A 25565-nucleotide genomic window follows, 5' to 3' on the forward strand; every position below is an offset into this window, starting at 1 on the left:
TTGACGGTCTTACTGACAGGCAGTCTCATAAGAGTCGACTACTTACCCCCGGGTAACGAGATGAGGGAGTTATGACGACCCTGACGGAAGCCGACGCGGTCGAGGGTCTGCGCGACGCGCTGGGCCTGCTCAAGGACCGCGAGCAGGTGGCCGAGCGGCTGCTCGTATCTTCCGCCAAGCACTCCTTCGACCCCGACAAGGAGCTGGACTGGGACGCGCCCTTCGAGGAGGGCAAGTGGTTCTGGCCGCCGGAGCTGGTGTCGCTGTACGGCACGCCGCTGTGGAAGCGGATGAGCGAGGAGCAGCGGATCCTGCTCTCCCAGCACGAGTCGGCGGCGCTGGCCTCGCTGGGCATCTGGTTCGAGATCATCCTCATGCAGCTGCTGGTACGGCACATCTACGACAAGGCGGCGACGAGCGCGCACGTCCGGTACGCGCTCACCGAGATCGAGGACGAGTGCCGGCACTCCAAGATGTTCGCCCGGCTGATCTCGCGGGGCGACGCGCCCTGGTATCCGGTGAGCCCGGCCCACCTGGCGCTGGGCCGCGTCTTCAAGACGATCTCCACCACCCCGGGTTCCTTCACCGCCACGCTGCTCGGCGAGGAGGTCCTCGACTGGATGCAGCGGCTGACGTTCCCCGACGAGCGGGTCCAGCCCCTCATCCGCGGGGTGACCCGTATCCACGTGGTCGAGGAGGCCCGTCACGTCCGCTACGCCCGCGAGGAGCTCCGCCGCCAGATGCTGACGGCTCCCCGGTGGTCCCAGGAGTTCACCCGGGTCACCTCCGGCGAGTTCGCCCGTGTGTTCTCGGTGGCCTTCGTGAACCCCGAGGTCTACACCAACGTGGGCCTGGACAAGCGGGAGGCGATGGCCCAGGTGAAGGCCAGCGCCCACCGCCGCGAGGTGATGCAGACGGGAGCGAAGCGCCTGACGGACTTCCTGGACGACATCGGAGTGCTGCGGGGCGTGGGCCGACGCCTGTGGAAGTCCTCGGGGCTGCTGGCCTAGGGCCGGCCCGGGGCCTGTCCGCCCGGACTCACAGATGGGCCAGGATCTGGCGTACGGGGTGACCGAGGGCGTCGGCGATCTCGGTCAGCTCGGCGTCCGTCAGCCAGGCCCGGTCAGGGTAGAGGACGGCGAGCCGGAATCTCGCGAACCCCATCGGCCAGTCGTAGACCAGGTCGTTCAGCGAGACTCCGGCACCGCAGCAGGGGACGGTGACGTCGAGCGTGGCGTAGCCGTCCTCGAAACGCTCCGTGATGGCCTCGCCCAGCCAGCTCCCGGTGTGCAGGTCCGCGCCGCAGCGGGGGCAGGTGACCCGCTCCAGGTTCCCGAAGCAGTGCACAACCTCCACCTTGTCGTGCCACAGCGCCTCAAGGCCCCGTCGTCCCTGCTCGGAGAGCATCCCGGCGAATGCCGCGGCGGCTCGGTCCGCCGCCGCGCGCTCCGGCTGCCAGTACGGATCCTCCGGGATCACGATCAGCCAGTTGTCGCTCATCCCCCACCTCCGGCCGTCACCGTAGCGCCGCCACGGTTACGCTGCGGGACATGACCCCGCCGGCCGCCACGCCCGCCTACCGTCGCCTCAGTGTCGAAGAGCGGCGGCGCCAGCTGCTCGACACGGCGCTCTCGCTCTTCGCGCACCGCGCCCCGGAGGACGTGTCGCTGGACGACGTGGCGGAGGCGGCCGGAGTCTCGCGGCCGCTGGTCTACCGGTACTTCCCGGGCGGCAAGCAGCAGCTGTACGAGGCCGCACTCAGGTCCGCCGCCGAGGAGCTCCAGCAGTGCTTCGACGAGCCCCGCCAGGGCTCCCTCCTCCCCCGCCTCGCCCGCGCCCTCGACCGCTACCTCACCTTCGTCGACGAGCACGACGCCGGCTTCAGCGCGCTGCTCCAGGGCGGCAGCGTCGCCGAGACCTCGCGGACCACCGCCATCGTGGACGGCGTGCGCCGGGCCGCCGCCGAGCACATCCTCAGCCACCTCGGCGTCACGGACCCCGGCCCGCGTCTGCGCATGACCGTGCGGATGTGGATCACGGCCGTGGAGGCGGCCTCCCTGATCTGGCTCGACGAGGACAAGCAGCCCCCCGCCGACGAGCTCCGCGACTGGCTGGTCGAGCAGTTCGTGGCCGTCCTGACGGTCACCGCCGGCCGCGACCCGCAGACGGCCGCCCTCGTCGCGGCGCTGTCGACGGATGGCTGAGACTGGTGCCGTGAAGACACAGGACACCCCCTTCGAGGGCGGGCCGATGGACGGGCGCGTGCTCCCCGTGCTGGTGGGACCCACCGGCCACCCCCCGAAGGCGTACCGCATCCCGGTCCCGGACGCGCACGGCGGCAGGCCCACCGTCCTCGTCTACCGCCGTGTCCCCCGGGAGCACAGCAAGCGGCTCGGGCTGGTCCAGTCGTGGAAGTACGCGTACGACCCGGAGGGCAGGAAGGGCGGCCGGCTGAAGTGGCCCTGGTCGAAACCCGGCATCGAGCCAGACGCCACGCCGTCCGGCAACCGGGATGACACCCACGGGTGAAGCCGTTGCACCGAACCGCGTACATTCGACGCGCGAGTCGCACCACCACGTCTATTTCTCACGGTGCGGAGAGAAGCGGAAGGCCCGCCCTCCCCGGTCCGGAGGTGACGACGTGTCAGAAAGGTTTCTGCGCCTGGCTTGCACGGCCGCGGTGGCGGCCCAGGCCATGCTCGCGCCCGTCCCCGCGGCGGCCGCGCCCGGCCCGCAGCGCCCGGTGTCCCAGCTGCTGACGGACCTTCAGCGGCTGTACCGGCAGGCCGAACAGGCCACCGAGACCTACAACGCCACCGGGGAGAAGCTGAAGAAGCAGCGCGCCCGGGTGGAACGGTTGGACGGCGAACTCGCCCGTGCCCGGCTCGCGCTGCTCGGCAGCCGCAGCGCGGCCGGACGGCTGGCCCGGCAGCAGTACCAGGGCAGCACCGGGATCTCCTCGTACGTACGCCTCCTCCTCGCCGACGACCCGCAGCACGCCCTCGACGCGGGACATGTCATCGGGCAGTTGTCACGGGAGCGGGCCGAGACGGTGGGGCGGCTCGTGGGCAGCGAGAAGAGGAAGGAGGACCTGGCCAGGGAGGCCCGCAAGGCCCTCGACAGGCAACTCAGCCTCGCCGAGCGGCAGAAGAAGCAGCGGGACGACGTGCGCAAGCGGCTCGGCGACGTCGAGGAGATGCTCGCCTCGCTCAGCCGCGACCAGCTCGCCGCGCTCGCCGAGTTCGAGCGCATCGGGATCGCGGGCGCGCAGCAGAAGGTCATGGCGTCCGGCGCCCTCAGCAGTGTGCGGGCCCCCTCGAAGCAGGGCGACGAGGCCGTGCGCTATGCGGTGGCCCAGCTCGGCAAGCCGTACCAGTGGGGTGCGGTGGGTCCGTCGGCGTACGACTGCTCGGGACTGACCTCCCAGGCCTGGGAGCACGCCGGGACGCCCATCCCGCGGACCAGCCAGGAGCAGTGGGCCCGGCTGCGGCACGTTCCGCTGCGCGAGCTGCGGCCCGGTGACCTCGTCGTGTACTTCCCGCAGGCCACGCACGTCGCCCTCTACCTCGGCGACGGAAAGGTCGTACAGGCACCGCGGCCCGGCGCCAAGGTCAAGGTGTCGCCGATCGCGGCCAACCCGGTGCTCGGCGCCGTACGCCCCGACCCGGGCGGGGAGCCCCTGCCGCGCTACACGCCGCCGAAGCTCCCCCGCGGTGCCCTGAAGGGCGCCGACCAGGGTTACGCCCCGGCCGCGGCTCCGGCCACGGCGGCGAGGTAGGCCTCCGTCTTCTCGGGCTCGTAGAAGAAGTTCTCGAAGTCGGCCGGGTCGTTGAAGGCGTTGGCGAACCGGTCGGCCACCGGCTGGAGCTGGCCCGCCGCCCCGATCAGGTTGAGGATGTGCTCCGGCGGCGGGGCCAGCATGGCGTTCGTCCACTTGGTCACGTGCTGGGCCGTGTTCCAGTAGCGGTCGAACGTCTGCTGCATCCAGACCTCGTCGAACTCCTTCTCGCCCTGCTCCAGGATCGAGGCGAGGTACGAGGCCGCGCACTTGGACGCCGAGTTGGAGCCCTGGCCGGTGATCGGGTCGTTGGCGACGACGACGTCCGCGACACCCAGCACGAGGCCGCCGCCGGGGAGGCGGCCGATGGGGTTGCGGACAGTGGGGGCGTAACGGCCGGCGAGGGTGCCGCCCGCGTCGGTCAGCTCGACGCCCTTGGCCCGGTCGTGCTCCCAGGGCGTGTACTTCTCCATGAGTTCCAGGGTCAGGGAGAGGTGCGCGGCCGGGTCCTTGACGCCGTTGAAGACGTCCAGCGGGCCGCCGGGGATGCCTTCCCAGAACAGGATGTCCGCGCGGCCCGACGTGGTCAGCGTCGGCATGACGAACAGCTCGCCGACGCCGGGGACCAGGTTGCAGCGGACCGCGTAGAACTCCGGGTGCTCGGGGCGCGGGCCCATGCCGTGCACGTACGCCACCGCCAGCGCGCGCTGCGGCTCGCTGTACGGCGAGCGGGCGGCGTCCCGGCCGAACATGGAGACCAGCTCGCCCTTGCCCGCGGAGATCAGCACCAGGTCGTAGGCGCGGGAGAAGTAGTCGAGGTCGGAGACCGCCGCGCCGTGGATGACCAGCTGGCCGCCGCGCTGGGCGAAGGTCTCCATCCAGCCGGCCATCTTCACCCGCTGGTCGACCGACTGCGCGAACCCGTCGAGCCTGCCGACCCAGTCGATCGCGCGGGCCGCGGGACCCTCGCTCCAGGAGCCGGGGGCCGCGACCGAGACACCGAGTCCTTCGATCTTCGGGGCCTGGGACTCCCAGAAGTTCAGCTGGAGATCGCGCTCGTGCTGCAGCGCCGTGTGGAACATGCACTGCGTCGACATGACCCGGCCGGAGCGGATCTCGTCCGCGGTCCGGTTCGACATCAGGGTGACCTCGTACCCGTGCGACTGGAGTCCGAGGGCGAGCTGGAGTCCGGACTGGCCGGCTCCGACGACGAGTATCTTGCGCATGCGGGTGGTGCCTCCTACGGCTTGGGGGCTACTCGGGGGTTTCTTCGAGCGCGTGGGCGACGAGGGCCAGGAGGGTCTCGATCACCGAGATCCGGTGGCGCGCATCCATGATCATTACAGGGATGTGCGCGGGGATCGTCAACGCCTCGCGAACGTCCTCCGGTTCGAACAGCTCGCTGCCGTCGAAGTGGTTGACCGCGACGATGTACGGCAGCCCGCAGCTCTCGAAGTAGTCCAGCGCGGGGAAGCAGTCCTTGAGGCGGCGGGTGTCGGCCAGGACCACGGCGCCGATCGCGCCGCGCACCAGATCGTCCCACATGAACCAGAACCGCTGCTGACCCGGCGTGCCGAACAGGTAGAGCACCAGGTCGTCGTCGAGAGTGATGCGGCCGAAGTCCATGGCCACGGTGGTGGTGAGCTTTTCGGGCGTGGCGGTGAGGTCGTCGGTGGCCTCGCTCGCCTCGGTCATCAGCGCCTCGGTCTGCAGCGGCGTGATCTCCGAGACGGCGGTGACCAGTGTCGTCTTGCCGACACCGAAGCCACCCGCCACGACTATCTTCGTGGCTATCGGGGCTCGGGTGCGGTCCGTCTGCCAGGACCTCAGATCCTCGTCGGGTTCGTCGGGACCGACGAGGGGAGCGACGCCATGAGCGGCGTCAGAGACGACGGAGTCCACTCAGCACCCTTTCCAGCAGAGCGCGGTCCGGGCGGCCCACCCCGTGGCCGGTGCCGGTTCCGTACACACGGATCTTTCCCTGGTCCGCGAGATCGCTCAGGAGGACGCGGACCACGCCGAGCGGCATCTGCAGCAGCGCGGCGATCTCGGCCACCGTACGCATACGGCGGCACAGTTCGACGATGGCCCGCATCTCCGGCATGACCCGGGTGTTGAGCGAACCGTTCGTCAGTTCCTTGCGCCCCTCGGGGGCCTCCAGTGCCGCCGTGCTGGCTACGAATGTCTCCACGAGGAGGACGTGGCCGAAGCGGGTGCGGCCGCCGGTGAGCGAGTAGGGGCGGACCCGGGCGGGCTTGCGGTCGCCGCCGCGCACCGGGAGCTGCCTCTTCTTCGAGGAGTCGCTCATCGGGCGCTCCCCGGCGCCTGCGACTCCAGGGATTTTCGGAGCTCGCTGCGGAGTTCGGGCGTCAGGACATGGCCGGCCCGCCCGACGAAGAGCGCCATGTGGTACGCCACGACGCTCATGTCGCAGTCCGCGGAGCCGTGCACGCCGAGCAGCGAGCCGTCGCTGATCGACATCACGAAGAGGCTGCCCTCGTCCATCGCGACCATCGTGTGCTTGACCCCGCCGAACTGCATCAGCCGGGCGGCGCCGACGGTGAGGCTGCCGAGGCCGGAGACGATGGCGGCGAGGTCGGCGGAGGAGCCGCGGGGGCCGGTCCGCCTCTCGGTGCGGGCCTCTCTGGCCTGGGCGATGGGGGTCCCCCCGCGCGCGGGTGTTCGAGCGTGGGGGAGGCCGGGGTCCGAGGAGAGCAGGAGCAGGCCGTCGGAGGAGACCACGGCGACCAACTGGATGCCCGGCACCTCCTCGACCAGGTTCGTCAGCAGCCAGTGCAGGTTGCGGGCCTCACTGCTCAGTCCGAAGGTACTCGGCGCGGTCAACTGCTTGCCTCCTCGACTGTGCCCCCCGTGACATCTCCGGCGTGTGCTGGTGCTGCGTCCGGCCGCTCGTTCTGGGCCGTCTCTTCGGCGATCTCCGCCTCCACGTCCCTGCGGCCCGCTTCCGCCCCCCGACGGAAGCCGCCGAGACGCCGCCGGAGGGCTTCGGCGTCGACGGAGCCGGTCCGCTGGCGCGGGGCCCGGTCCGGGGAGGTGATCTTCGGGGTTCGCTTGGGGAGGCCCTTGCTGGTGACCTCGTCCTCGATGTCCGCCGCTTCCGTGGTTTCCGCCGCTGGTGCGGGCACGGCGGCCTCGTCGGGAGTCCGCTCGTGCGCGTCCGGCCCGATGGCGTACGGGTCGGTGACGGGCACCGGGGCCAGCAGCTCCATCGTGGTCTCGGCGGGAGCCTCGGCCGGGACCTCGGCGGCAGGCCGGGCCGGGGCCGCGGCGGAAGGCCCGGCCGGGATCTCAGCGGCAGGCCGGGACGGGGCCTCGGCGAAAGCACCGGTCGAAGTATCGGCAGAAGCCTGGTCCGGGGCCTCGGCGAACGCACCAGCCGAAGTCTCAGCAGAAGCCCCGGCCGCAGCCTCAGCGGCAGTCCCGGACGCAGCCTCGGCGAAAGCACCGCCCGAAGTCTCAGCCGCAGCCCCGGACGGAGCCTCAGCGAAAGCACCAGCCGAAGTCCCAGCCGCAGCCCCGGACGCAGCCTCAGCGAAAGCACCGCCCGAAGTCCCAGCCGCAGCCCCGGCGGCAGTCCCGGACGCAGCCTCGGCGAAAGCACCGGCCGGAGTCCCGGCAGAAGCCCGGTCCGAAGTCTCGGCAGAAGCCTGGTCCGGAGACTCGGTGAAAGTACCGGACGGAGTCCCGGCCGTGGCCGGCTTCTCGTCGGGCGTTTCCCGTGTGGCCTGTTCCGCCAGTGCCACCAGCGGATCGATGTCCTTGGCGCGGCCGTGCAGGACGTTGGAGTTGACCTCGGCGTCCACGCCGGGCAGGGAGAAGGTGTGGGTGCCGCCGGGCACGGTCGCGGTCGGCGGGACCGCCGTGGCCGGGGCCTGGGCCAGCAGCGCGCCGGGGAGAACCACGACCGCCGCGATGCCGCCCTGCTTCTGCTCGCGCAGCTGGACGCGGGCGCCGTGGCGGTGGGCGAGGCGGGCGACGACGTACAGGCCGAGGCCCAGGCCTTCCTCGCCCTCCTGCTCGTACGGGGAGTCCGGGTCGAAGTCGGCGAGCCGGGAGTTGAAGCGGGCCAGGCGCTCGCCGGTCATGCCGATGCCCTCGTCCTGCACGGAGAGCATGACCTCGCCGCTCTCCAGCAGCCAGCCGGAGACCTCGACGTGCACGTCGGGCGGGGAGAACGAGGTGGCGTTCTCCATCAGCTCGGCCAGCAGGTGGGAGAGGTCGTCGGCGGCGAAGCCCGCGACGTGCGCGTGCGGCGGGAGTGCCGCGATGCGGACCCGCTCGTAGCGCTCGATCTCGCTGACCGCGGCCCGTACGACGTCCACCAGCGGGACCGGCCCATGGTGCTGCTGGACGTGCTCGGTACCGGCGAGGACCAGGAGGTTCTCGCTGTGCCGGCGCATGACCGTGGCGAAGTGGTCGAGCTTGAAGAGCGTGGAGAGGCGCTCGGGGTCCTGCTCGCGCTCCTCCAGGCCCTCGATGACGGCCAGCTGCCGCTCCACGAGGCCGAGGGTGCGCAGGGCCAGATTGACGAAGGTGCCGCCGATGCTGGCCCGCAGCCGCTCCAGCTGGGCCGCCGCGTCGGCGACCTCGGTGCGCAGCTCCTCGCGGGCATCGGCCATCTTCTGGCGCTGGCCGACCAGGTGCTTGCGGTCGGACTCCAGCGTGGCGATGCGCTCGTGGAGGGCGGCGGCGTGCGCGTGCAGGGCGTTGACGGAGCGGACGACCTGGGCGAACTCGTCGTTGCGGCCGGTGAACTTGACGGGTTCCTCGGCGGCCGGGTTCTCCGACTCGGCCAGCCGGGCCGAGCCCCGGCGCAGCACCGACAGCGGGCGGGTCAGGGTGCGGGCCATGGCGGTCGCGACACCGACGGCGACCAGCATCAGGGCGCCGAGGACGGCGATACGGATCTCCCACGCGGTGACGTCGTCGTCGCGCAGCTGGGCGAGGTCCTTGGTGCGGTGGTCGTAGAGGGCGGCCTCGGCGCCGCGCATCTGGTCGACGCGGGCGGACAGGGCGGCGTCCAGCTTCTTGGCGCTGATGCCGAGGTCGCTGTCGGAGAGCGTCGGCCCGTCGGTGAGCTGGGCGAGGTACTTCTCGGCGGAGTTCACCTCGGGGCCGGTGACCGTCGAGTCGTACGAGTCGACCGCGGACTTGGGCGCGGTGTCACGGAAGTCGGCGAGGGCGACGTCGGAGCGCAGCCGGGCCTGCTGGGCGGCGGCGCTGAGGGCGTCGCGCTGCTTCTTGTCGGCCGCGGAGGTGGTGGAGGTCGTGCTGGGCAGGCCCGTGAGGGGGTCGATGACCGTCTGGGTGCTGCTCGGCACGTTGAGGGCCGCGAGGAGCAGGCCGCGGGCGGCGGCGGACTGCTGGACGGCGGAGTCCAGCTCGGCGAGCGCATAGGCGCCGGCGCCGGCCCGTGGGGGCATCTGCTCGGCCAGGTCCTCGGCGAGCCGGTGCAGCTCGCCGATCGCGGCCGAGTAGGCCTGGTGCGCCTCCAGCGCCGTGCTCTTGCCGGTGAGCGCGGCCCTGCGCACGGCCGCGATGCCGTCCAGGTCCGAGCGCAGCCAGGCGGGCGTGTCGGTGTCGGCGCGCAGATCCTCCACCTGCCGGTCGACACGGGCGCTGCGCTGCTCGGAGGGCGCCTTGGACTTGGGGCGGCCGGCCGCGACGTAGGAGGTGACCTCGTCGCGCTCGTCGGCGAGCGAGTGGGCGAGGGCGAGCGCGTCCTGGGTGCGCCCGGCGAGGGTCACCAGATCCTGGGAGTCACTCAGCTGCCCGGAGGCGGCGAGGACGGACGGGGCTCCCGCCCCGGCGATGGCGGCGGCCACCACGGCCACCGCGACGATCAGCCGGTTGCGTACGTGGGTCGGGCGTCCGGTGCCGACGGGAGTGCGCTCGACGCCCCCTTCGGAGGCCGTCTGCCTGGCTGTGCCCCGAGACCGCTTCTTCTGCACCGATGCTCGCATTCCTGAACTCGTCTACCCATGGGCCCGGGTGGCACCCCGTCGTTCCGGTGCCGAGCAATGCGTTCACCCTCCCCCACGCTCGGCTTCAGCTCACGCGCGGGACGCCCCCATCGGTCCCCGACCCTCCCAGCGCCGGTGGGCAGTGGTCGTGCATCACCTGACCGGCCACCCGAAGGAGTGAACATCGGAGGGGAGTTGGCGGGCAAGTTGCCGCGGCGGGTGCGGGGGTGACTACCGGCGGGCCGGTTGGACGCGGGACGCAGGCTTTGACAGGATTCGCCGACACGCCTTCTCGGAGTGCGTCATTCCATCCCAAACCAGGCGCCTGACCTGCGCCGCGGTGGCAATTCCGGGACCGTTGCCAGCCTTTGGCGAACACTGTGAAGGCCTCGTGCAGACTGGCCGAATGCGTACTGAAGTCGTATCGGAGCCCGGCAGCGCGGACCGCCCCAACGAGGACTTCGCCGGTGTCGCACTACCGGCCTCCGGGCAGGGGGGCTGCGTGATCGTCCTGGACGGGGTGACCCCGCCGGACAGCGGTACGGGCTGTCTCCATTCGGTCCCCTGGTTCACCGCGCGACTCGGCGGAGCCCTGACCGAACTGACCGTTTCCGACCGAGATCTGACGCTGCCGGAGATTCTTTCCGCGGCGATCGCGCGCACCGCGGAAACCCACGCGACGACCTGTGACCTTTCTCACCCGCGTACGCCCCAGGCCACGGTCGTCCTGGCCCGCTGGTCCACCGACTCCGTCGAGTACCTGGTCCTCTCCGACTCCGCCCTCCTCCTGGAGTCCCCGGACGGCACGGTCACCCCCGTCCTGGACGACCGCCTCGCCCGGCTGCCCCGCGCGTCCCTGGTGAGCGACGCCGTCGCCGACGCCACGGTCCGCAACAGAGAGGGCGGCTTCTTCACGGCCGCCGCAGACCCCTCGGTCGCCTCCCGGGCGGTCACGGGCACGCTCCCGCGCGACGGGGTCCGCGCCCTGGCCACCCTCACCGACGGGGCGACCCGCTGGGTGGAGAAGTTCCGTGAGGGCGACTGGCGGGACTGCTTCACCGTCGTACGGAAGGAGGGCGCGCGGGCGCTGGTGGAGCGCGTACGGGCGCTGGAGGCGGCGGACCGGGAGGAGCGGGCGTTCCTGCGGCGGAGCAAGACGCACGACGACGCGACGGTGGTGTACGTGGAGCTGACCTGTCCGTCTACTTGTCCATGACGCCGTTCAACTCGTGCAGCAGCCGCGCCAGTTCCGCGACCTCCTGCCGGTCCCAGTGGGCGAGCTGGCTGACGTAGCGGGCGCGGCGGGCCTCACGGACCTTGCCGACGCGGCGGCGGCCCTCGGCGGTGAGGGCCACCAGCCAGGCCCGCCCGTCCGCCGGGTCCGGCTCGCGGGCGACCAGGCCGAGCTCCTCCAGGGCACGCAGCTGGCGGGACATGGTGGCCTTGCCGACGCCGATGTAGGCGGCGAGTTCCGTGGCGCGATGGCCGCCGTGCTCGTCGAGGCGGACCAGGAGGCCGTACGCGGCGGACTCCAGGTCGGGGTGGACCTCGCGGGCCATCTCGCCCTGACTCGCGCGGGCACGCCGCAGCAACACCGTCAACTCGCGTTCCAGCGCCAGGAATTCCTGGTCTGCACCACTGGGTGTCACCTGGCCGGCGACGTGACGTCCGTCGCCGTTTCCGTCCTCGTGCACGTCAGCACCCCTGATCGGTTTCGCGGTCCTGAAAGTTTCTGCCAAACGCCGCCGTTGCCGCAGCTCCGTCAGTATTTCGCAGGCGTAGACCAACGGCAGCCTCCGGACCCCCTTTCCACCTGCCCGTCTACGTGCGTAGTTTCCTTGACAGGCAACTCATGGCATGCCCACGCCAGTGGGTCATCCGCGGTCCCCCACCCCATCTTCGGGGTCCCCCACCCCATCCTCTGGGTCCCCCACCCCATCCTCGGAGGCACGTCATGCCCGTGCACAGACCCGGTTCCATCCGCCCGCGCCCGCTCTCGGCCGTCGTGGCCGTGCTCCTGGCGGCGCTCTCCCTCACCCTCCCGCTGTCCACCGCCGACGCCGCGACCACCCCCACGCGCGGCTCGGCGTACATGGGCATGGGCGTCCTGGCCCACGACGGCCGGGACGGCACGCCCAGCACCGGTGACGTCACCCAGACCGAAGGCGTCGACGTCTCCGGCTACCAGGGCAACGTCGCCTGGTCCACGCTGTGGAACAGCGGGGTCCGATGGGCCTACACGAAGGCGACGGAAGGCACGTACTACACGAACCCGTACTTCGCCCAGCAGTACAACGGCTCCTACAACGTCGGCATGATCCGCGGGGCGTACCACTTCGCCACCCCGGACACGACCAGCGGCGCGACCCAGGCCAACTACTTCGTCAGCCACGGCGGCGGCTGGTCCAGGGACGGCAAGACCCTGCCCGGCGCCCTGGACATCGAGTGGAACCCGTACGGCGCCGCCTGCTACGGGAAGTCGGCCGCCGGGATGGTGAGCTGGATCGCCGACTTCCTGAACACGTACAAGGCGCGCACGGGCCGGGACGCCGTGATCTACACGGCCACCAGCTGGTGGACCCAGTGCACCGGCAACTACGGCGGCTTCGCGGCGAACAACCCGCTGTGGATCGCCCGGTACGCCTCGGACCCCGGGACGCTGCCCGCCGGATGGTCGTACTACACGATGTGGCAGTACACCTCCTCCGGACCGACGGTCGGGGACCACGACAAGTTCAACGGGGCCCTGGACCGGGTGGTGGCGCTCGCCAACGGTTGATCGCGCACACCGGAGCACCGGGCCGGCGCGAGGACGCCGACCCGGTACTCCCGTTCTGTGTACGCCGCTCAGCCGACCAGGCCGGTGGGGTCCCGGGGCGCGTCGCCGGCCGGGGACGTCCGCTGCTGCGGGAACACCAGGTCCGCGGCTCCCGCCGGGCGGTCCGCCGCCCGCTCCACCGCGGCCCGGTCGGCCAGGGCGTTGACGGCAGCGTTGAACCGCTCCAGGGAGGTCGGGCGGTCCGGACCCAGGACGTACTCCTTGAGGGTGCGGCGCTCCGCGGCCATCGGGTCGTACCGCGGCTCACGGACCGAGCGCAGGATCTCCGGCAGCCGCTCACAGGCGCGGTCGAGCAGATGGGCGCCCCCGGCGGTGGTGTACGCGGCGCGGAACTCCTCGTCGGGCAGGTCGTGGGCGTTGGTCAGGACATACGGCTTGAGACTGGCGACGAAGTCGGCGACCACGGAGGAGACATCGCTGATGAGGACGTCCGCCTGGTTGAAGCACTCGTAGAGCGTCGGCAGCTGCTTGAGGACGACGTGGTGCCGGACCGGGCCCCGGCTCTCCCAGTACAGGCGGTGCCACTCGGCGTGCAGTTCCCGCCACTCGGCGGCGCCGTCCCGGTCGGGGACCCGCGCGTCACGGATCTGCTGGGCGTCGTCACCGTCGTGGTGTCCGGCCAGTTCGTCGAGCCGGGCCCTGATCTCCCGCAGCCGGGGCGCGGCGGCGGTGACGGCCGCCTCCTCCGCCGCGGCCTCGCGCCGCTCGTTGTCGGCCCGCAGCAGCTCCCGGACGGCCCGGTCGGCCTCGGCCGCCTCGGGCGAGCGCTTGCCGGTGAGCGGGTGCGGCTTGTAGACGACGCGCACGTTCTCCGTGAGAAGGCGCTCGACCAGGGCCACGCCCATCGGGATCAGCGAGGTGTGGCAGTCGTCGTCGCTCCAGCCCTCCCAGGTGGGGGCGTAGAGCACGGTCGGCAGCGGGCCCGGCGTGTGGTCGGCGTGCAGCCGGATCGGGGCCAGCTGGGGCCGGCCCACCTCGACGATGGCCTCGTCGCTGATGGCGTGCCGCACCCTCCGGTAGCGGTCGCGGCCCGCCCGTCCGGCCACCCAGATCTCGTCGTACACCTTGCTGACCCGGTTGCTGCTGGCGAGCTTGTCGCTGTCGCCGTGGCCGATGAACACGTGCTTGGCCTCGGCGATGCGCAGCATGTGCACGTTCTTGCCGGCGTTGCCGGGATACAGCACGACTCGGACGCCGGACAGTTCCAGCTCGGCCAGGTCGTCGGCCTTGGGCACGCAGACCACCGGGATCCAGGTGCGGCTCAGATGGCGGAACGAGGCCCGCTCGCGCAGCACGATCACCGGGCGCAGGTCGAGCCGCTCCAGCGTCTCGATCCACATGTTGACCTGGTACATGAAGTCCCGGGACACGGAGGCGAAGCTGAAGTACAGGGCGACTTCGGGCCCGTACGCCGCCAGCTGCCGGTTGACCTCGGCGAACACCTCGTCCCGGGCCGGCATCCGGCGGACCCGGCGGTACTGCCCCAGCAGAGCCGCCACGGCCGCCACGGACAGCCCGGCCGTCAGCACGAAGCCGACGCCCGCCGGATACCAGACCCCCGCCGCCAGCGCGGTGAGCAGTCCCGCGTGGGCCGGCACGTCGAGGTGGAGCAGCTTGCGCAGGAAACGCCGGTAGAGGACGGCGGGCGGACGCCGCGGGACGTCCAGCGCGCTCAGATCGAGGTTGCGCACCACCAGCGGCAGCACCCGCCGCAGCCGGATGGCGTGGTGGGCGGCCGAGTACAGCATCACCAGCGCGAAGTGCGCGCTGAAGACGGCCAGCGCGGTGACCAGCACCCGGTCCGGCGCGTCCGTCCGGCTGGCCAGCGCGAGCAGCATCACGGTGCGGACCGCGAACCGCAGGGTGCGGTTGAGCTGCAGCGTCGCGAGCCTGCGGACGAAGCCGGGCGCCCGGGTGTGCAGCACCTCGTCCACGACATAGGTCACGGCCGACGCCACGGCGAACCCCGCGACCGACGGCAGCAACGCGAAGACGGGCAGCGCGGCGAAGCCGGCACCGAGCAGGAGCACGAGGAGCAGGTCGGTCGTCCCGCGTACCCGCAGGACACCGCACAACCGACGAATGATCACGGACAAGGCGTTCCCCCCACGGGATTGCACACGGTCTGCCAAAAGCCGTTGTTCGCCAGTTCGACAGAGAAGGGGGGTAAAGAGTTGTACATCTGGCGCTCGGAATTATTTCACCTTGCATTGGTGCGGGGTTGACCTTGCCTTGGGGCACCGAAAAGGCCCGGGCCTCCCTCACGGGACCCGGGCCTTTCCTTCATCCGATGACGTCCGTCACGCCGCCACCGGAACCTCCGGCGCCGCGCCGTTCGTGGCCGGCGACAGGGCCAGTTCCAGGACCTGCCGGACGTCCGTGACGGCGTGGACGTCGAGCTTGTCCAGCACCTCCGACGGGACGTCGTCCAGGTCGGGCTCGTTGCGCTTGGGAATGATCACGGTCGTGACCCCGGCCCGGTGCGCGGCCAGCAGCTTCTGCTTCACGCCGCCGATCGGGAGGACCCGGCCGGTGAGCGAGACCTCGCCGGTCATCGCCACGTCCGTACGCACCAGGCGTCCGGACAGGAGCGAGGCCAGGGCTGTGGTCATCGTGACGCCGGCGCTCGGACCGTCCTTGGGGACCGCGCCCGCCGGGAAGTGGATGTGCACGCCCCGGTCCTTGAGATCGGCCACCGGCAGCTCCAGTTCGGCACCGTGGCTGCGCAGGAAGCTCAGCGCGATCTGCGCCGACTCCTTCATCACGTCGCCCAGCTGGCCCGTCAGGGTCAGACCCGCCGCGCCCGTCTCCGGGTCGGCGAGGGACGCCTCCACGAACAGGACGTCTCCACCGGCGCCGGTCACCGCGAGGCCCGTCGCCACGCCGGGGACCGCCGTGCGGCGCTCCGCCGGGTCCTGGGCGGACTCGGGTACGTGGTGCGGCCGGCCGACCAGGGCCCGCAGATCCTCGTCCCTGATCGTGAACGGCAGCTCGCGCTCGCCCAGTTCGTGCTGGGCCGCGACCTTGCGCAGCAGCCGGGCGATGGACCGCTCCAGGTTGCGGACGCCCGCCTCCCGCGTGTACTCGCCGGCCAGCTTGCGCAGCGCGCTCTCGTCGAGGGTCACCTCGTCCTTGCCGATGCCCGCCCGCTCCAGCTGGCGCGGGAGCAGGTGGTCACGGGCGATGACGACCTTCTCGTCCTCGGTGTAGCCATCCAGGCGGACCAGCTCCATACGGTCGAGCAGGGCCTCCGGGATGGCCTCCAGAACGTTGGCGGTGGCGAGGAAGACGACGTCCGACAGATCCAGCTCCACCTCCAGGTAGTGATCCCGGAAGGTGTGGTTCTGGGCCGGGTCGAGGACCTCCAGCAGGGCGGCCGCCGGGTCGCCCCGGAAGTCGGACCCCACCTTGTCGATCTCGTCCAGCAGGACCACCGGGTTCATCGACCCGGCCTCCTTGATCGCGCGCACGATCCGGCCGGGCAGCGCCCCGACGTAAGTACGGCGGTGGCCGCGGATCTCGGCCTCGTCGCGGACGCCGCCGAGGGCGACGCGGACGAACTTGCGGCCCATGGCGTGCGCGACGCTCTCGCCAAGGCTCGTCTTGCCGACGCCGGGCGGGCCGACGAGGGCCAGGACGGCGCCTCCGCGCCGGCCGCCGATCACGCCGAGACCGCGGTCGGTACGGCGCTTGCGCACCGCCAGGTACTCGGTGATCCGCTCCTTCACGTCCTCCAGGCCCGCGTGCTCGGCGTCGAGGACGGCCTTCGCGCCCTGGATGTCGTACACATCCTGGGTCCGCTCGTTCCACGGCAGTTCGAGGACGGTGTCGAGCCAGGTGCGGATCCACGACCCCTCGGGCGACTGGTCGCTGGACCGCTCCAGCTTGTCGACCTCCTTGAGCGCGGCCTCACGGACCTTCTCGGGCAGGTCGGCGGCCTCGACACGGGCGCGGTAGTCGTCCGACTCCTCGGCGGAATCCTTGCCGTTCTCCCCGTTCAGCTCGCGCAGCTCCTTGCGGACCGCTTCCAGCTGACGGCGGAGCAGGAACTCGCGCTGCTGCTTGTCGACGCCCTCCTGGACGTCCTTGGCGATGGTCTCGGCGACGTCCTGCTCGGCGAGGTGGTCGCGCAGCTGCTGGGCGGCGAGCTTGAGGCGGGCCACCGGGTCGGCCGTCTCCAGCAGTTCGACCTTCTGTTCGGTGGTCAGGAACGGCGAGTAGCCGGAGTTGTCGGCGAGCGCGGAGACGTCGTCGATGGCCTGGACCCGGTCGACGACCTGCCAGGCGCCGCGCTTGCGCAGCCAGGCCGTGGCCAGCGCCTTGTACTCCTTGACCAGTTCGGCGACGTGGCCCGGCAGCGGCTCGGGCACCTTCTCGTCGATGCGCGTGCCCTCGACCCAGAGCGCGGCGCCCGGTCCGGTGGTCCCGGCGCCGATCCGCACCCGGCCGCGGCCGCGGATCAGCGCGCCCGGGTCACCGTCCGCCAGCCGGCCGACCTGCTCGACGGTGCCGAGCACACCCGTGCTCGGGTACGTCCCGTCGATGCGCGGCACCAGGAGAACCTTCGGCTTTCCGGGCTCCGCCCGGGCGGCGGCCTGGGCGGCCTCCACCGCGGCGCGTACGTCGGCGTCGTTCAGGTCCAGCGGAACCACCATCCCGGGCAGCACGACCTCGTCGTCGAGCGGCAGCACAGGCAGAGTGAGCGGTGTGAACGCCGTGGACTCAGCAGCCATGATCTCCCCTTCGGCAGTCAAGTTGAGCTATGCCGACTCAATGCATGGGAGCCCTCGGATGTTCCCCCGACCGCGTTCGCTCTGAGCGATCACCAAATCACCCTGCACTACCAGCGGAAACGGGGGTGGGGGCGCGGTTATGCCCTGGCGGAGGGCAGGGCACTTCGATCAGGGCAAGGCCATGCGCACCCGGCGCCTGGACAAGGCCATGCCGCACCCGCCGGCTGCGCGGAAATCGCCGCCACGTCACGTTCGGCGCGGGAGCGCGGGCTCGCCGCACCGCCCCGGCGCTGCGCCCGGCGGCCGCCCGGAGGGTCTACGCCCGGGCTCGGTTCCAGCGGCGGAGTGCGGGCCACATTGCGATCCCTATCGTCAGCGAGATCAGGTGGCCCCAGTTGGTCATCGGGTCCGTGTACGCGACCAGGTCCTGCAGGAGCATGCCGCCGAACAGCGCGACGACGGGCCAGCGCAGCCAGGGGGTGAGCAGTCCGGCCAGGGCGCCCGTGCTGGCGGCGACGCCGAAGCTGATGCCGTAGTCCAGGCGGTGCAGAGAGCTGCCGGGCAGGTGTCCCGCCACGACCGCGATCCCGACGGGGACCTCGGTCGCCAGGGTGGCGAGCACATGCCCGAGCAGGAAGACGGTGGCCGCGCGCAGTCCTCCTATACGCCGCTCCAGCGCGGTCAGGACGACCAGGAAGCACATGGCGTACGGCGACACGACCCCACCGGCGATCCACAGCGCGCTCGCCAGCAGGACCTGTACGGGTGTCCGCACCAGGTGCGCGACATCGGTGCTGGAGGCCTGGTAGAGGCTGTGCACCAGCCCGGGGGCGGCGTCGGCGGCGATCAGCGAGGTGACCGCGAGCAGGGCCGCGTAGGCGAAGGTGAACGGCGTTCCCGTGGGGGTGGGCAGCAGCCGCCAGGGGTGGAGGGCGCGCAGCCGCCGGGCGAGGAGGCGGTGCGGGGCGGGGAAGGACTGTGCGGGAAAGGACTGTGCGGGGACCGGCGCGATGGTCGCCGGCGCGGCGGTCCGGGACCGAAAGGGCGCGGCTGCCGGGGTGGCCGCCGCAAGGGCGACCGCTGGGGCGTCGAGTGCGGCACCGCCCGCCAGGGCACCACGCTGGCGCGGCATCCCGTCCAGCAGGTCGGCGAGCCCGGTGGGCGACAGTGCGCTGTCGTCGGAAGGAGGCGCGCCCGGGGGCGGGGGCGAGGCCGTCGTGCCGGCCGTCGCGGTCGGTTCCACGGTGAGGCGCTCCTTCCGTCCCGCCCCACACTTCGCGCCGCACGGGCCCCTGTCTATGACCGACGCCACGCGAGACCCCGATTCACAGGATTTTCTGAGGAACCGATCGACCCACGCTGGGGTTTCGAAAGATTCGACAGAAGCGGGAGCGCTCGAACGAGTGATGTGCGCCGACCTGCCCGCCATCCGTAATTTCCGTTGCCGCAAAGCCGTGTTCGTGCAGGATGGGCGTATGGCCGCCACGTACGACACTCCCGTAGTCCTGGACCGACACGAGGGCCCGCACGGGGAGGTGGTGCTGCGCAGACACGGTGAGTCACTGCAGATCATCGCCAACGGCTGCTTCCTCATGGACACCTCCGACGGGCGCTCGGAGCGGCTGCTGGTCGACGCCGCGTACGACGCCCTGGACGGACGGCCGGAACCGGACGTGCTGATCGGCGGCCTCGGCGTCGGATTCTCGCTCGCACACGCCGCGGCCGACCCCCGCTGGGGACGGATCACCGTGGTCGAGCGCGAGCCCGCCGTGATCGGCTGGCACCGCGCGGGCCCGCTGTCCGGGCTGTCCGCCGCCGCGCTCGACGACCCGCGCACCGAGATCGTCGAAGCCGACCTGTTGATGCACGTCAATGAGACTTCCGCCACGTACGACGCCCTGTGCCTGGACATCGACAACGGCCCCGGCTGGACCGTGACCGAGGACAACGACGGTCTCTACTCACCGGCCGGACTGGCAAGCTGCGCAAGGGCGTTGGCCCCCGGAGGGGTATTGGCCGTATGGTCGGCGCAGCCCTCTCCGGATTTCGAGGGAACCTTGCGGAATGCCGGGTTCCAACAGGTGCGTACCGAAGAGATCCCGGTTGCCCGGGGCGTTCCGGACGCTGTGCACCTCGCCGTACGCCCTGGATAGCGACGGTGCCTCCGGTCCCCGTAATGTGCTTCCCTGACGCGGATCATTCAAGCGTCAATCGCAAACCATGCGCAGACCGAGGAACCACCCCACTGGTTCCGGAAAGCACACTCAGGGGCGGGCGATGGAGCAGACACACACCTCGCACAGCGGTACGGCGGCGGCTACTCCGGGCGCACAGCGCCGGGTGCTGGTGATCGAGGACGACCCGACGATCGTGGACGCCATCGCGGCCCGGCTCCGCGCCGAGGGATTCCTGGTGCAAACCGCGGCCGACGGTCCTTCCGCGGTCGACACCGCCGAGGCCTGGCAGCCCGACCTGCTGATCCTCGACATCATGCTGCCCGGCTTCGACGGCCTGGAGGTCTGCCGCCGTGTGCAGGCCCAGCGCCCGGTGCCGGTGCTGATGCTCACCGCGCGCGACGACGAGACCGACATGCTGGTCGGGCTCGGCGTCGGCGCCGACGACTACATGACCAAGCCGTTCTCGATGCGGGAGCTGGCCGCGCGGGTGCACGTCCTGCTGCGCCGCGTGGAGCGGGCCGCCATCGCCGCGGCCACGCCGCGCTCCGGAATCCTGCGCCTCGGCGAGCTGGAGATCGACCACGCGCAGCGCCGGGTGCGGGTGCGCAGCGAGGACGTCCACCTCACGCCCACCGAGTTCGACCTGCTGGTCTGTCTGGCGAACACCCCGCGCGCGGTGCTCTCCCGTGAGCAGCTGCTTGCCGAGGTGTGGGACTGGGCGGACGCCTCCGGCACCCGGACCGTCGACAGCCACATCAAGGCGCTGCGCCGGAAGATCGGCGCCGAGCGGATCCGCACGGTGCACGGCGTGGGCTACGCGTTGGAGACCCCGACGCCATGAGCGACGGGCCGGCCGCGCGGAGAAGCCCCGGGGAGGAGCCCTGGGGCGGCGTACGTCCGTTCTCGATCAAGACCAAGCTGGGCGCGCTCGTCGTCATCTCGGTGCTGATCACCACCGGTCTGTCGATGATCGCGGTGCACACCAAGACGGAGCTTCGCTTCATCACGGTCTTCTCGATGATCGCCACACTGTTGATAACGCAGTTCGTGGCGCATTCGCTCACCTCGCCGCTGGACGAGATGAACGCGGTGGCCCGGTCGATCTCGCAGGGCGACTACACGCGCCGGGTGCGGGAGAACCGCCGGGACGAGCTGGGCGACCTGGCCGGGACGATCAATGTCATGGCCGACGAGCTGGAGGCCCAGGACCGCCAGCGCAAGGAGCTGGTGGCGAACGTCTCGCACGAGCTGCGCACGCCCATCGCCGCCCTGCGGGCCGTCCTGGAGAACGTCGTGGACGGCATCGCCGAGCCGGACACCGAGACGATGCGTACGGCGCTCAAGCAGACCGAGCGGCTCGGGCGGCTGGTGGAGACGCTGCTGGACCTGTCCCGGCTGGACAACGGCGTCGTACCGCTGCGCAAGCGGCGTTTCGAGGTGTGGCCCTACCTCTCCGGCGTGCTCAAGGAGGCCAACATGGTCGCCTCCGCGCGCGGGGGCATGGCGTCGGGCTCCGGGAACCACACGCGGACGGACGTCCATCTGCACCTGGACGTCTCCCCGCCGGAGCTGACCGCGCAGGCGGACCCGGAGCGGATCCACCAGGTGGTGGCCAATCTGATCGACAACGCGGTCAAGCACAGCCCGCCGCACGGCCGGGTCACGGTGAAGGCGCGGCGCGGGCCGCAGCCGGAGTCGCTGGAGCTGGAGGTCCTGGACGAGGGCCCCGGCATCCCGAAATCGGAGTGGCACAAGGTCTTCGAACGCTTCAACCGGGGAGCCGTCAGCCGCCCGCACGGTCCGGGCAGCGACGGCGGTACGGGTCTGGGGCTGGCGATCGCCCGTTGGGCGGTGGATCTGCACGGCGGCCGGATCGGAGTGGCCGAATCCGAGCGGGGTTGCCGGATTCTCGTCACCCTTCCGGGAGAGCGATCCCTGCCGAGTTGACGTAAAGTTCGAACCGGAGTCACAAGATCCACGAGCGTCCCCACTGACGGACACGTGTGATCAGGGACGGCCCGCGCCCGTGAGGCGCCGAGGCCGTGGCCGACTCATCCCTGCCACAGGCAAACCACGCTTGTTTCCCGCCATATCAACCGCCGAAACGCACTTTCTGATGTGACTTACACGACGATGAACGGGCCCGACCTGACCTTCACCCTCAGGGAGGCGTAGCCTTTATTTCCGCTGTCCATCACCTTGTGAAGCGGAAGAGGGCGGTTGCCGCCGTGTCGCCACAGTCCCCCAGTAACTCGAGCATCTCGACCGAAGACCAAGCCGGGAAGAACCCCGCCGCTGCGTTCGGTCCCAACGAGTGGCTCGTCGACGAGATCTATCAGCAGTACCTCCAGGACCCGAATTCGGTAGACCGAGCCTGGTGGGACTTCTTCGCCGACTACAAGCCGGGCGTCGCTGGCGCTCAGGTTCCGTCGGGTGCTGCGGCCGCGGGGGCCGCAGGAACCACCACGACGGCCGCTCCGGCCCGGCCCGCGGCTCCGGTGACCCCGGCCGCGCCCGCCGCCCCGGCGCCCGCGGCCCCGAAGCCGGCCGCCGCCCCGGCGCCCGCCGCTCCGGCCGCGCCCAAGCCCGCCGCCGCGGCCCCGGCCGCCAAGCCGGCCGCGAAGGCCGCGCCCGCCACCGAGGCGCCCGAGGGCCCCGAGTTCGTGACGCTGCGCGGCCCCTCCGCCGCGGTCGCCAAGAACATGAACGCCTCGCTGGAGCTGCCGACGGCCACCTCGGTCCGCGCGGTCCCGGTGAAGCTGCTGTTCGACAACCGCATCGTCATCAACAACCACCTCAAGCGGGCGCGCGGCGGGAAGATCTCCTTCACGCACCTCATCGGCTTCGCGATGGTCCAGGCCATCAAGGCCATGCCGTCGATGAACTTCTCGTTCGGCGAGAAGGACGGCAAGCCGACCCTCGTCAAGCCGGCGCACGTCAACCTCGGCCTGGCCATCGACCTGGTGAAGCCCAACGGCGACCGCCAGCTCGTCGTGGCCGCCATCAAGAAGGCCGAGACCCTGAACTTCTTCGAGTTCTGGCAGGCCTACGAGGACATCGTCCGCCGCGCCCGCGACGGCAAGCTGACGATGGACGACTTCACCGGCGTCACGGTCTCCCTGACCAACCCCGGCGGCCTCGGCACCGTCCACTCCGTCCCTCGGCTGATGCCCGGCCAGTCCGTCATCATGGGCGTCGGCTCCATGGACTACCCGGCGGAGTTCCAGGGCACCAGCCAGGACACCCTGAACAAGCTCGGCATCTCGAAGGTCATGACGCTCACGTCGACCTACGACCACCGGGTGATCCAGGGCGCCGCCTCCGGCGAGTTCCTCCGCCAGGTCGCCAACCTGCTGCTCGGCGAGAACGGCTTCTACGACGCCATCTTCGAGTCGCTGCGCATCCCCTACGAGCCGGTCCGCTGGCTCAAGGACATCGACGCCTCGCACGACGACGACGTCACCAAGGCCGCGCGCGTCTTCGAGCTGATCCACTCCTACCGGGTCCGCGGCCACGTCATGGCCGACACCGACCCGCTGGAGTACCGCCAGCGCAAGCACCCCGACCTGGACATCGTCGAGCACGGCCTCACCCTGTGGGACCTGGAGCGCGAGTTCGCCGTCGGCGGCTTCGCCGGCAAGTCGATGATGAAGCTGCGCGACATCCTCGGCGTGCTGCGCGACTCGTACTGCCGCACCACCGGCATCGAGTTCATGCACATCCAGGACCCCAAGCAGCGCAAGTGGATCCAGGACCGCGTCGAGCGCCCGCACTCCAAGCCGGAGCGCGAGGAGCAGCTGCGCATCCTGCGCCGGCTGAACGCGGCGGAGGCCTTCGAGACCTTCCTGCAGACCAAGTACGTCGGCCAGAAGCGCTTCTCCCTGGAGGGCGGCGAGTCCGTCATCCCGCTGCTGGACGCGGTGCTGGACTCGGCCGCCGAGTCCCGCCTGGACGAGGTCGTCATCGGCATGGCCCACCGCGGCCGGCTGAACGTCCTCGCCAACATCGTCGGCAAGTCGTACGCCCAGATCTTCCGCGAGTTCGAGGGCAACCTCGACCCGAAGTCGATGCACGGCTCCGGCGACGTGAAGTACCACCTGGGCGCCCAGGGCACCTTCACGGGCCTGGACGGCGAGCAGATCACGGTCTCGCTGGCGGCCAACCCGTCCCACCTGGAGACCGTCGACCCGGTCATCGAGGGCATCGCCCGCGCCAAGCAGGACATCATCAACAAGGGCGGCACGGACTTCACGGTCCTGCCGGTGGCGATCCACGGCGACGCGGCCTTCGCGGGCCAGGGCGTGGTGGCCGAGACCCTGAACATGTCGCAGCTGCGCGGCTACCGCACGGGCGGCACGGTCCACGTCGTCATCAACAACCAGGTCGGCTTCACCGCGGCCCCCGAGTCCTCGCGTTCCTCGATGTACGCGACGGACGTGGCCCGCATGATCGAGGCCCCGATCTTCCACGTGAACGGCGACGACCCGGAGGCCGTGGTCCGCGTGGCCCGTCTGGCCTTCGAGTTCCGCCAGGCGTTCAACAAGGACGTGGTGATCGACCTCATCTGCTACCGCCGCCGCGGTCACAACGAGTCGGACAACCCGGCCTTCACCCAGCCGCTGATGTACGACCTGATCGACAAGAAGCGCTCGGTCCGCAAGCTCTACACCGAGTCCCTGATCGGTCGCGGCGACATCACCCTGGAAGAGGCCGAGCAGGCACTGCAGGACTATCAGGGCCAGCTGGAGAAGGTCTTCACGGAGGTCCGTGAGGCAACCTCCCAGCCGATCTCCGTGGAGGCGCAGGCGCCGCAGGACGGCTTCCCGATCGCGGTGCCGACCGCGATCTCCTCCGAGGTCGTCAAGCGCATCGCCGAGTCCCAGGTCAACATCCCCGACCACTTCACCGTCCACCCGCGTCTGCTGCCGCAGCTCCAGCGCCGGACGGCGATGGTCGAGGACGGCACGATCGACTGGGGCATGGGCGAGACGCTCGCGATCGGTTCGCTGCTCCTGGAGGGCACGCCGGTCCGGCTGTCCGGCCAGGACTCCCAGCGCGGCACTTTCGGCCAGCGCCACGCGGTGCTGATCGACCGCGAGACGGGCGCGGACTACACCCCGCTGCTCTACCTGTCCGAGGACCAGGCCCGGTACAACGTCTACAACTCGCTGCTGTCCGAGTACGCGGTCATGGGCTTCGAGTACGGCTACTCGCTGGCCCGCCCCGACGCGCTCGTGATGTGGGAGGCGCAGTTCGGCGACTTCGTCAACGGCGCCCAGACGGTCGTCGACGAGTACATCTCGGCGGCGGAGCAGAAGTGGGGCCAGACGTCCGGCGTCACCCTGCTCCTCCCGCACGGCTACGAGGGCCAGGGCCCGGACCACTCCTCGGCCCGTGTCGAGCGCTTCCTCCAGCTGTGCGCCCAGAACAACATGACGGTCGCGATGCCCACGCTCCCGTCGAACTACTTCCACCTCCTGCGCTGGCAGGTGCACAACCCGCACCACAAGCCGCTCATCGTCTTCACCCCGAAGTCGATGCTGCGTCTGAAGGCGGCGGCGTCGAAGGCGGAGGAGTTCACGAGCGGCGAGTTCCGCCCGGTCATCGGCGACGCGTCGATCACCGACCCGGCGGCCGTGAAGAAGGTCGTCTTCTGCGCGGGCAAGGTCTACTACGACCTGGAGGCCGAGCGGCAGAAGCGCGGTGTCACGGACACGGCGATCATCCGCATCGAGCGGCTGTACCCGCTGCCGGGTGCGGAGATCCAGGCGGAGGTCAACAAGTACCCGAACGCCGAGAAGTACCTGTGGACCCAGGAGGAGCCGGCCAACCAGGGCGCCTGGCCGTTCATCGCGCTCAACCTGATCGACCACCTCGACCTGGCCGTCGGCCCGGACGTCCCGCACAGCGAGCGGCTGCGCCGTATCTCGCGTCCGCACGGCTCGTCCCCGGCGGTGGGTTCCGCGAAGCGGCACCAGGCCGAGCAGGAGCAGCTGGTCCGTGAGGTGTTCGAGGCGTAGGTCTCGCGGCACGACAGCGCAAGGGCCCGGCCCC

The 25565-nt window shown here is 71.0% G+C and carries 20 protein-coding genes; 10 read left to right on the forward strand and 10 right to left on the reverse strand.

The annotated features are described in order from the left end of the window. Positions 1-71: 71 nt before the first annotated feature. Complete coding sequence (locus ACZ4EG_RS24985; protein ID WP_390708887.1) at positions 72-1010, forward strand: AurF N-oxygenase family protein; 939 nt, start codon at positions 72-74, stop codon at positions 1008-1010. Between the two features lie 28 nt (positions 1011-1038). Here ACZ4EG_RS24985 and ACZ4EG_RS24990 read toward each other — a convergent pair whose 3' ends face one another. Beyond that, on the reverse strand, positions 1039-1500 hold the full coding sequence (locus tag ACZ4EG_RS24990) for a hypothetical protein (protein WP_467792164.1): 462 nt from the start codon (positions 1498-1500) through the stop codon (positions 1039-1041). A gap of 50 nt (positions 1501-1550) precedes the next feature. Here ACZ4EG_RS24990 and ACZ4EG_RS24995 point away from each other — a divergent pair, with 50 nt between their 5' ends. From ACZ4EG_RS24995 to ACZ4EG_RS25005, 3 genes are all read left to right on the forward strand, one after another. Further along, on the forward strand, positions 1551-2204 hold the full coding sequence (locus ACZ4EG_RS24995) for a TetR/AcrR family transcriptional regulator (protein WP_467792165.1): 654 nt from the start codon (positions 1551-1553) through the stop codon (positions 2202-2204). A gap of 10 nt (positions 2205-2214) precedes the next feature. Further along, the gene (locus tag ACZ4EG_RS25000; protein WP_467792166.1) at positions 2215-2529 is read left to right on the forward strand and encodes a hypothetical protein; all 315 of its coding nucleotides are present in this window, start codon (positions 2215-2217) and stop codon (positions 2527-2529) included. Between the two features lie 112 nt (positions 2530-2641). Continuing rightward, the gene (locus ACZ4EG_RS25005) at positions 2642-3778 is read left to right on the forward strand and encodes a C40 family peptidase (RefSeq protein ID WP_453559972.1); all 1137 of its coding nucleotides are present in this window, start codon (positions 2642-2644) and stop codon (positions 3776-3778) included. Here ACZ4EG_RS25005 and ACZ4EG_RS25010 read toward each other — a convergent pair. The 5 genes from ACZ4EG_RS25010 to ACZ4EG_RS25030 are packed head-to-tail and all read right to left on the reverse strand — an operon-like array spanning position 3739 to position 9762. Beyond that, a complete protein-coding gene (locus ACZ4EG_RS25010; protein WP_453559975.1) occupies positions 3739-5004 on the reverse strand; it encodes a styrene monooxygenase/indole monooxygenase family protein in 1266 nt (421 codons plus the stop codon). The two genes, ACZ4EG_RS25005 and ACZ4EG_RS25010, sit on opposite strands and share 40 nt — an antisense overlap. A 28-nt stretch (positions 5005-5032) precedes the next feature. After that, entirely contained in the window at positions 5033-5680 is a 648-nt protein-coding gene (locus ACZ4EG_RS25015; protein ID WP_453559978.1) for a GTP-binding protein, read from the reverse strand. After that, on the reverse strand, positions 5661-6086 hold the full coding sequence (locus ACZ4EG_RS25020; protein ID WP_390708881.1) for a DUF742 domain-containing protein: 426 nt from the start codon (positions 6084-6086) through the stop codon (positions 5661-5663). The genes ACZ4EG_RS25015 and ACZ4EG_RS25020 overlap by 20 nt, the downstream gene beginning before the upstream one ends. Beyond that, complete coding sequence (locus tag ACZ4EG_RS25025) at positions 6083-6622, reverse strand: roadblock/LC7 domain-containing protein (protein WP_467792167.1); 540 nt, start codon at positions 6620-6622, stop codon at positions 6083-6085. The genes ACZ4EG_RS25020 and ACZ4EG_RS25025 overlap by 4 nt, the downstream gene beginning before the upstream one ends. Continuing rightward, entirely contained in the window at positions 6619-9762 is a 3144-nt protein-coding gene (locus tag ACZ4EG_RS25030) for a sensor histidine kinase (protein WP_467792168.1), read from the reverse strand. The genes ACZ4EG_RS25025 and ACZ4EG_RS25030 overlap by 4 nt, the downstream gene beginning before the upstream one ends. Before the next feature lie 406 nt (positions 9763-10168). Here ACZ4EG_RS25030 and ACZ4EG_RS25035 point away from each other — a divergent pair, with 406 nt between their 5' ends. Continuing rightward, positions 10169-10978, forward strand: a complete 810-nt coding sequence (locus tag ACZ4EG_RS25035; RefSeq protein WP_467792169.1) for a protein phosphatase 2C domain-containing protein — start codon at positions 10169-10171, stop codon at positions 10976-10978. On the opposite strand, the gene ACZ4EG_RS25040 is transcribed toward ACZ4EG_RS25035, so the two are convergent. Continuing rightward, entirely contained in the window at positions 10965-11456 is a 492-nt protein-coding gene (locus tag ACZ4EG_RS25040; protein WP_390708877.1) for a MarR family winged helix-turn-helix transcriptional regulator, read from the reverse strand. The genes ACZ4EG_RS25035 and ACZ4EG_RS25040 overlap by 14 nt on opposite strands. 260 nt (positions 11457-11716) lie before the next feature. Here ACZ4EG_RS25040 and ACZ4EG_RS25045 point away from each other — a divergent pair, with 260 nt between their 5' ends. After that, positions 11717-12541, forward strand: a complete 825-nt coding sequence (locus ACZ4EG_RS25045; RefSeq protein WP_453559989.1) for a lysozyme — start codon at positions 11717-11719, stop codon at positions 12539-12541. Between the two features lie 68 nt (positions 12542-12609). Here ACZ4EG_RS25045 and ACZ4EG_RS25050 read toward each other — a convergent pair whose 3' ends face one another. The 3 genes from ACZ4EG_RS25050 to ACZ4EG_RS25060 all read right to left on the reverse strand — a co-directional run bounded on the left by ACZ4EG_RS25050 (position 12610) and on the right by ACZ4EG_RS25060 (position 18577). Then, on the reverse strand, positions 12610-14691 hold the full coding sequence (locus ACZ4EG_RS25050) for a hypothetical protein (protein WP_467792170.1): 2082 nt from the start codon (positions 14689-14691) through the stop codon (positions 12610-12612). A 210-nt stretch (positions 14692-14901) separates the two neighbouring features. Further along, positions 14902-17334: an endopeptidase La gene (gene lon / locus ACZ4EG_RS25055; protein WP_467792171.1), complete on the reverse strand. Its 2433-nt coding sequence runs from the start codon at positions 17332-17334 to the stop codon at positions 14902-14904. 316 nt (positions 17335-17650) lie between these two features. Further along, the gene (locus ACZ4EG_RS25060) at positions 17651-18577 is read right to left on the reverse strand and encodes a rhomboid-like protein (RefSeq protein WP_467792172.1); all 927 of its coding nucleotides are present in this window, start codon (positions 18575-18577) and stop codon (positions 17651-17653) included. A 232-nt stretch (positions 18578-18809) separates the two neighbouring features. Here ACZ4EG_RS25060 and ACZ4EG_RS25065 point away from each other — a divergent pair, with 232 nt between their 5' ends. From ACZ4EG_RS25065 to ACZ4EG_RS25080, 4 genes are all read left to right on the forward strand, one after another. After that, positions 18810-19487, forward strand: a complete 678-nt coding sequence (locus ACZ4EG_RS25065; protein ID WP_467792173.1) for a spermidine synthase family protein — start codon at positions 18810-18812, stop codon at positions 19485-19487. A gap of 124 nt (positions 19488-19611) precedes the next feature. Then, positions 19612-20352, forward strand: a complete 741-nt coding sequence (locus ACZ4EG_RS25070; RefSeq protein WP_263212538.1) for a response regulator transcription factor — start codon at positions 19612-19614, stop codon at positions 20350-20352. Further along, positions 20349-21458: a sensor histidine kinase gene (locus tag ACZ4EG_RS25075; protein ID WP_390708871.1), complete on the forward strand. Its 1110-nt coding sequence runs from the start codon at positions 20349-20351 to the stop codon at positions 21456-21458. Before ACZ4EG_RS25070 ends, ACZ4EG_RS25075 begins: the two co-directional genes overlap by 4 nt. A gap of 281 nt (positions 21459-21739) precedes the next feature. After that, on the forward strand, positions 21740-25531 hold the full coding sequence (locus ACZ4EG_RS25080) for a multifunctional oxoglutarate decarboxylase/oxoglutarate dehydrogenase thiamine pyrophosphate-binding subunit/dihydrolipoyllysine-residue succinyltransferase subunit (RefSeq protein ID WP_467792174.1): 3792 nt from the start codon (positions 21740-21742) through the stop codon (positions 25529-25531). The last annotated feature ends 34 nt before the right edge of the window (positions 25532-25565 follow it).

Source organism: Streptomyces sp. NPDC025638, from assembly GCF_055558775.1.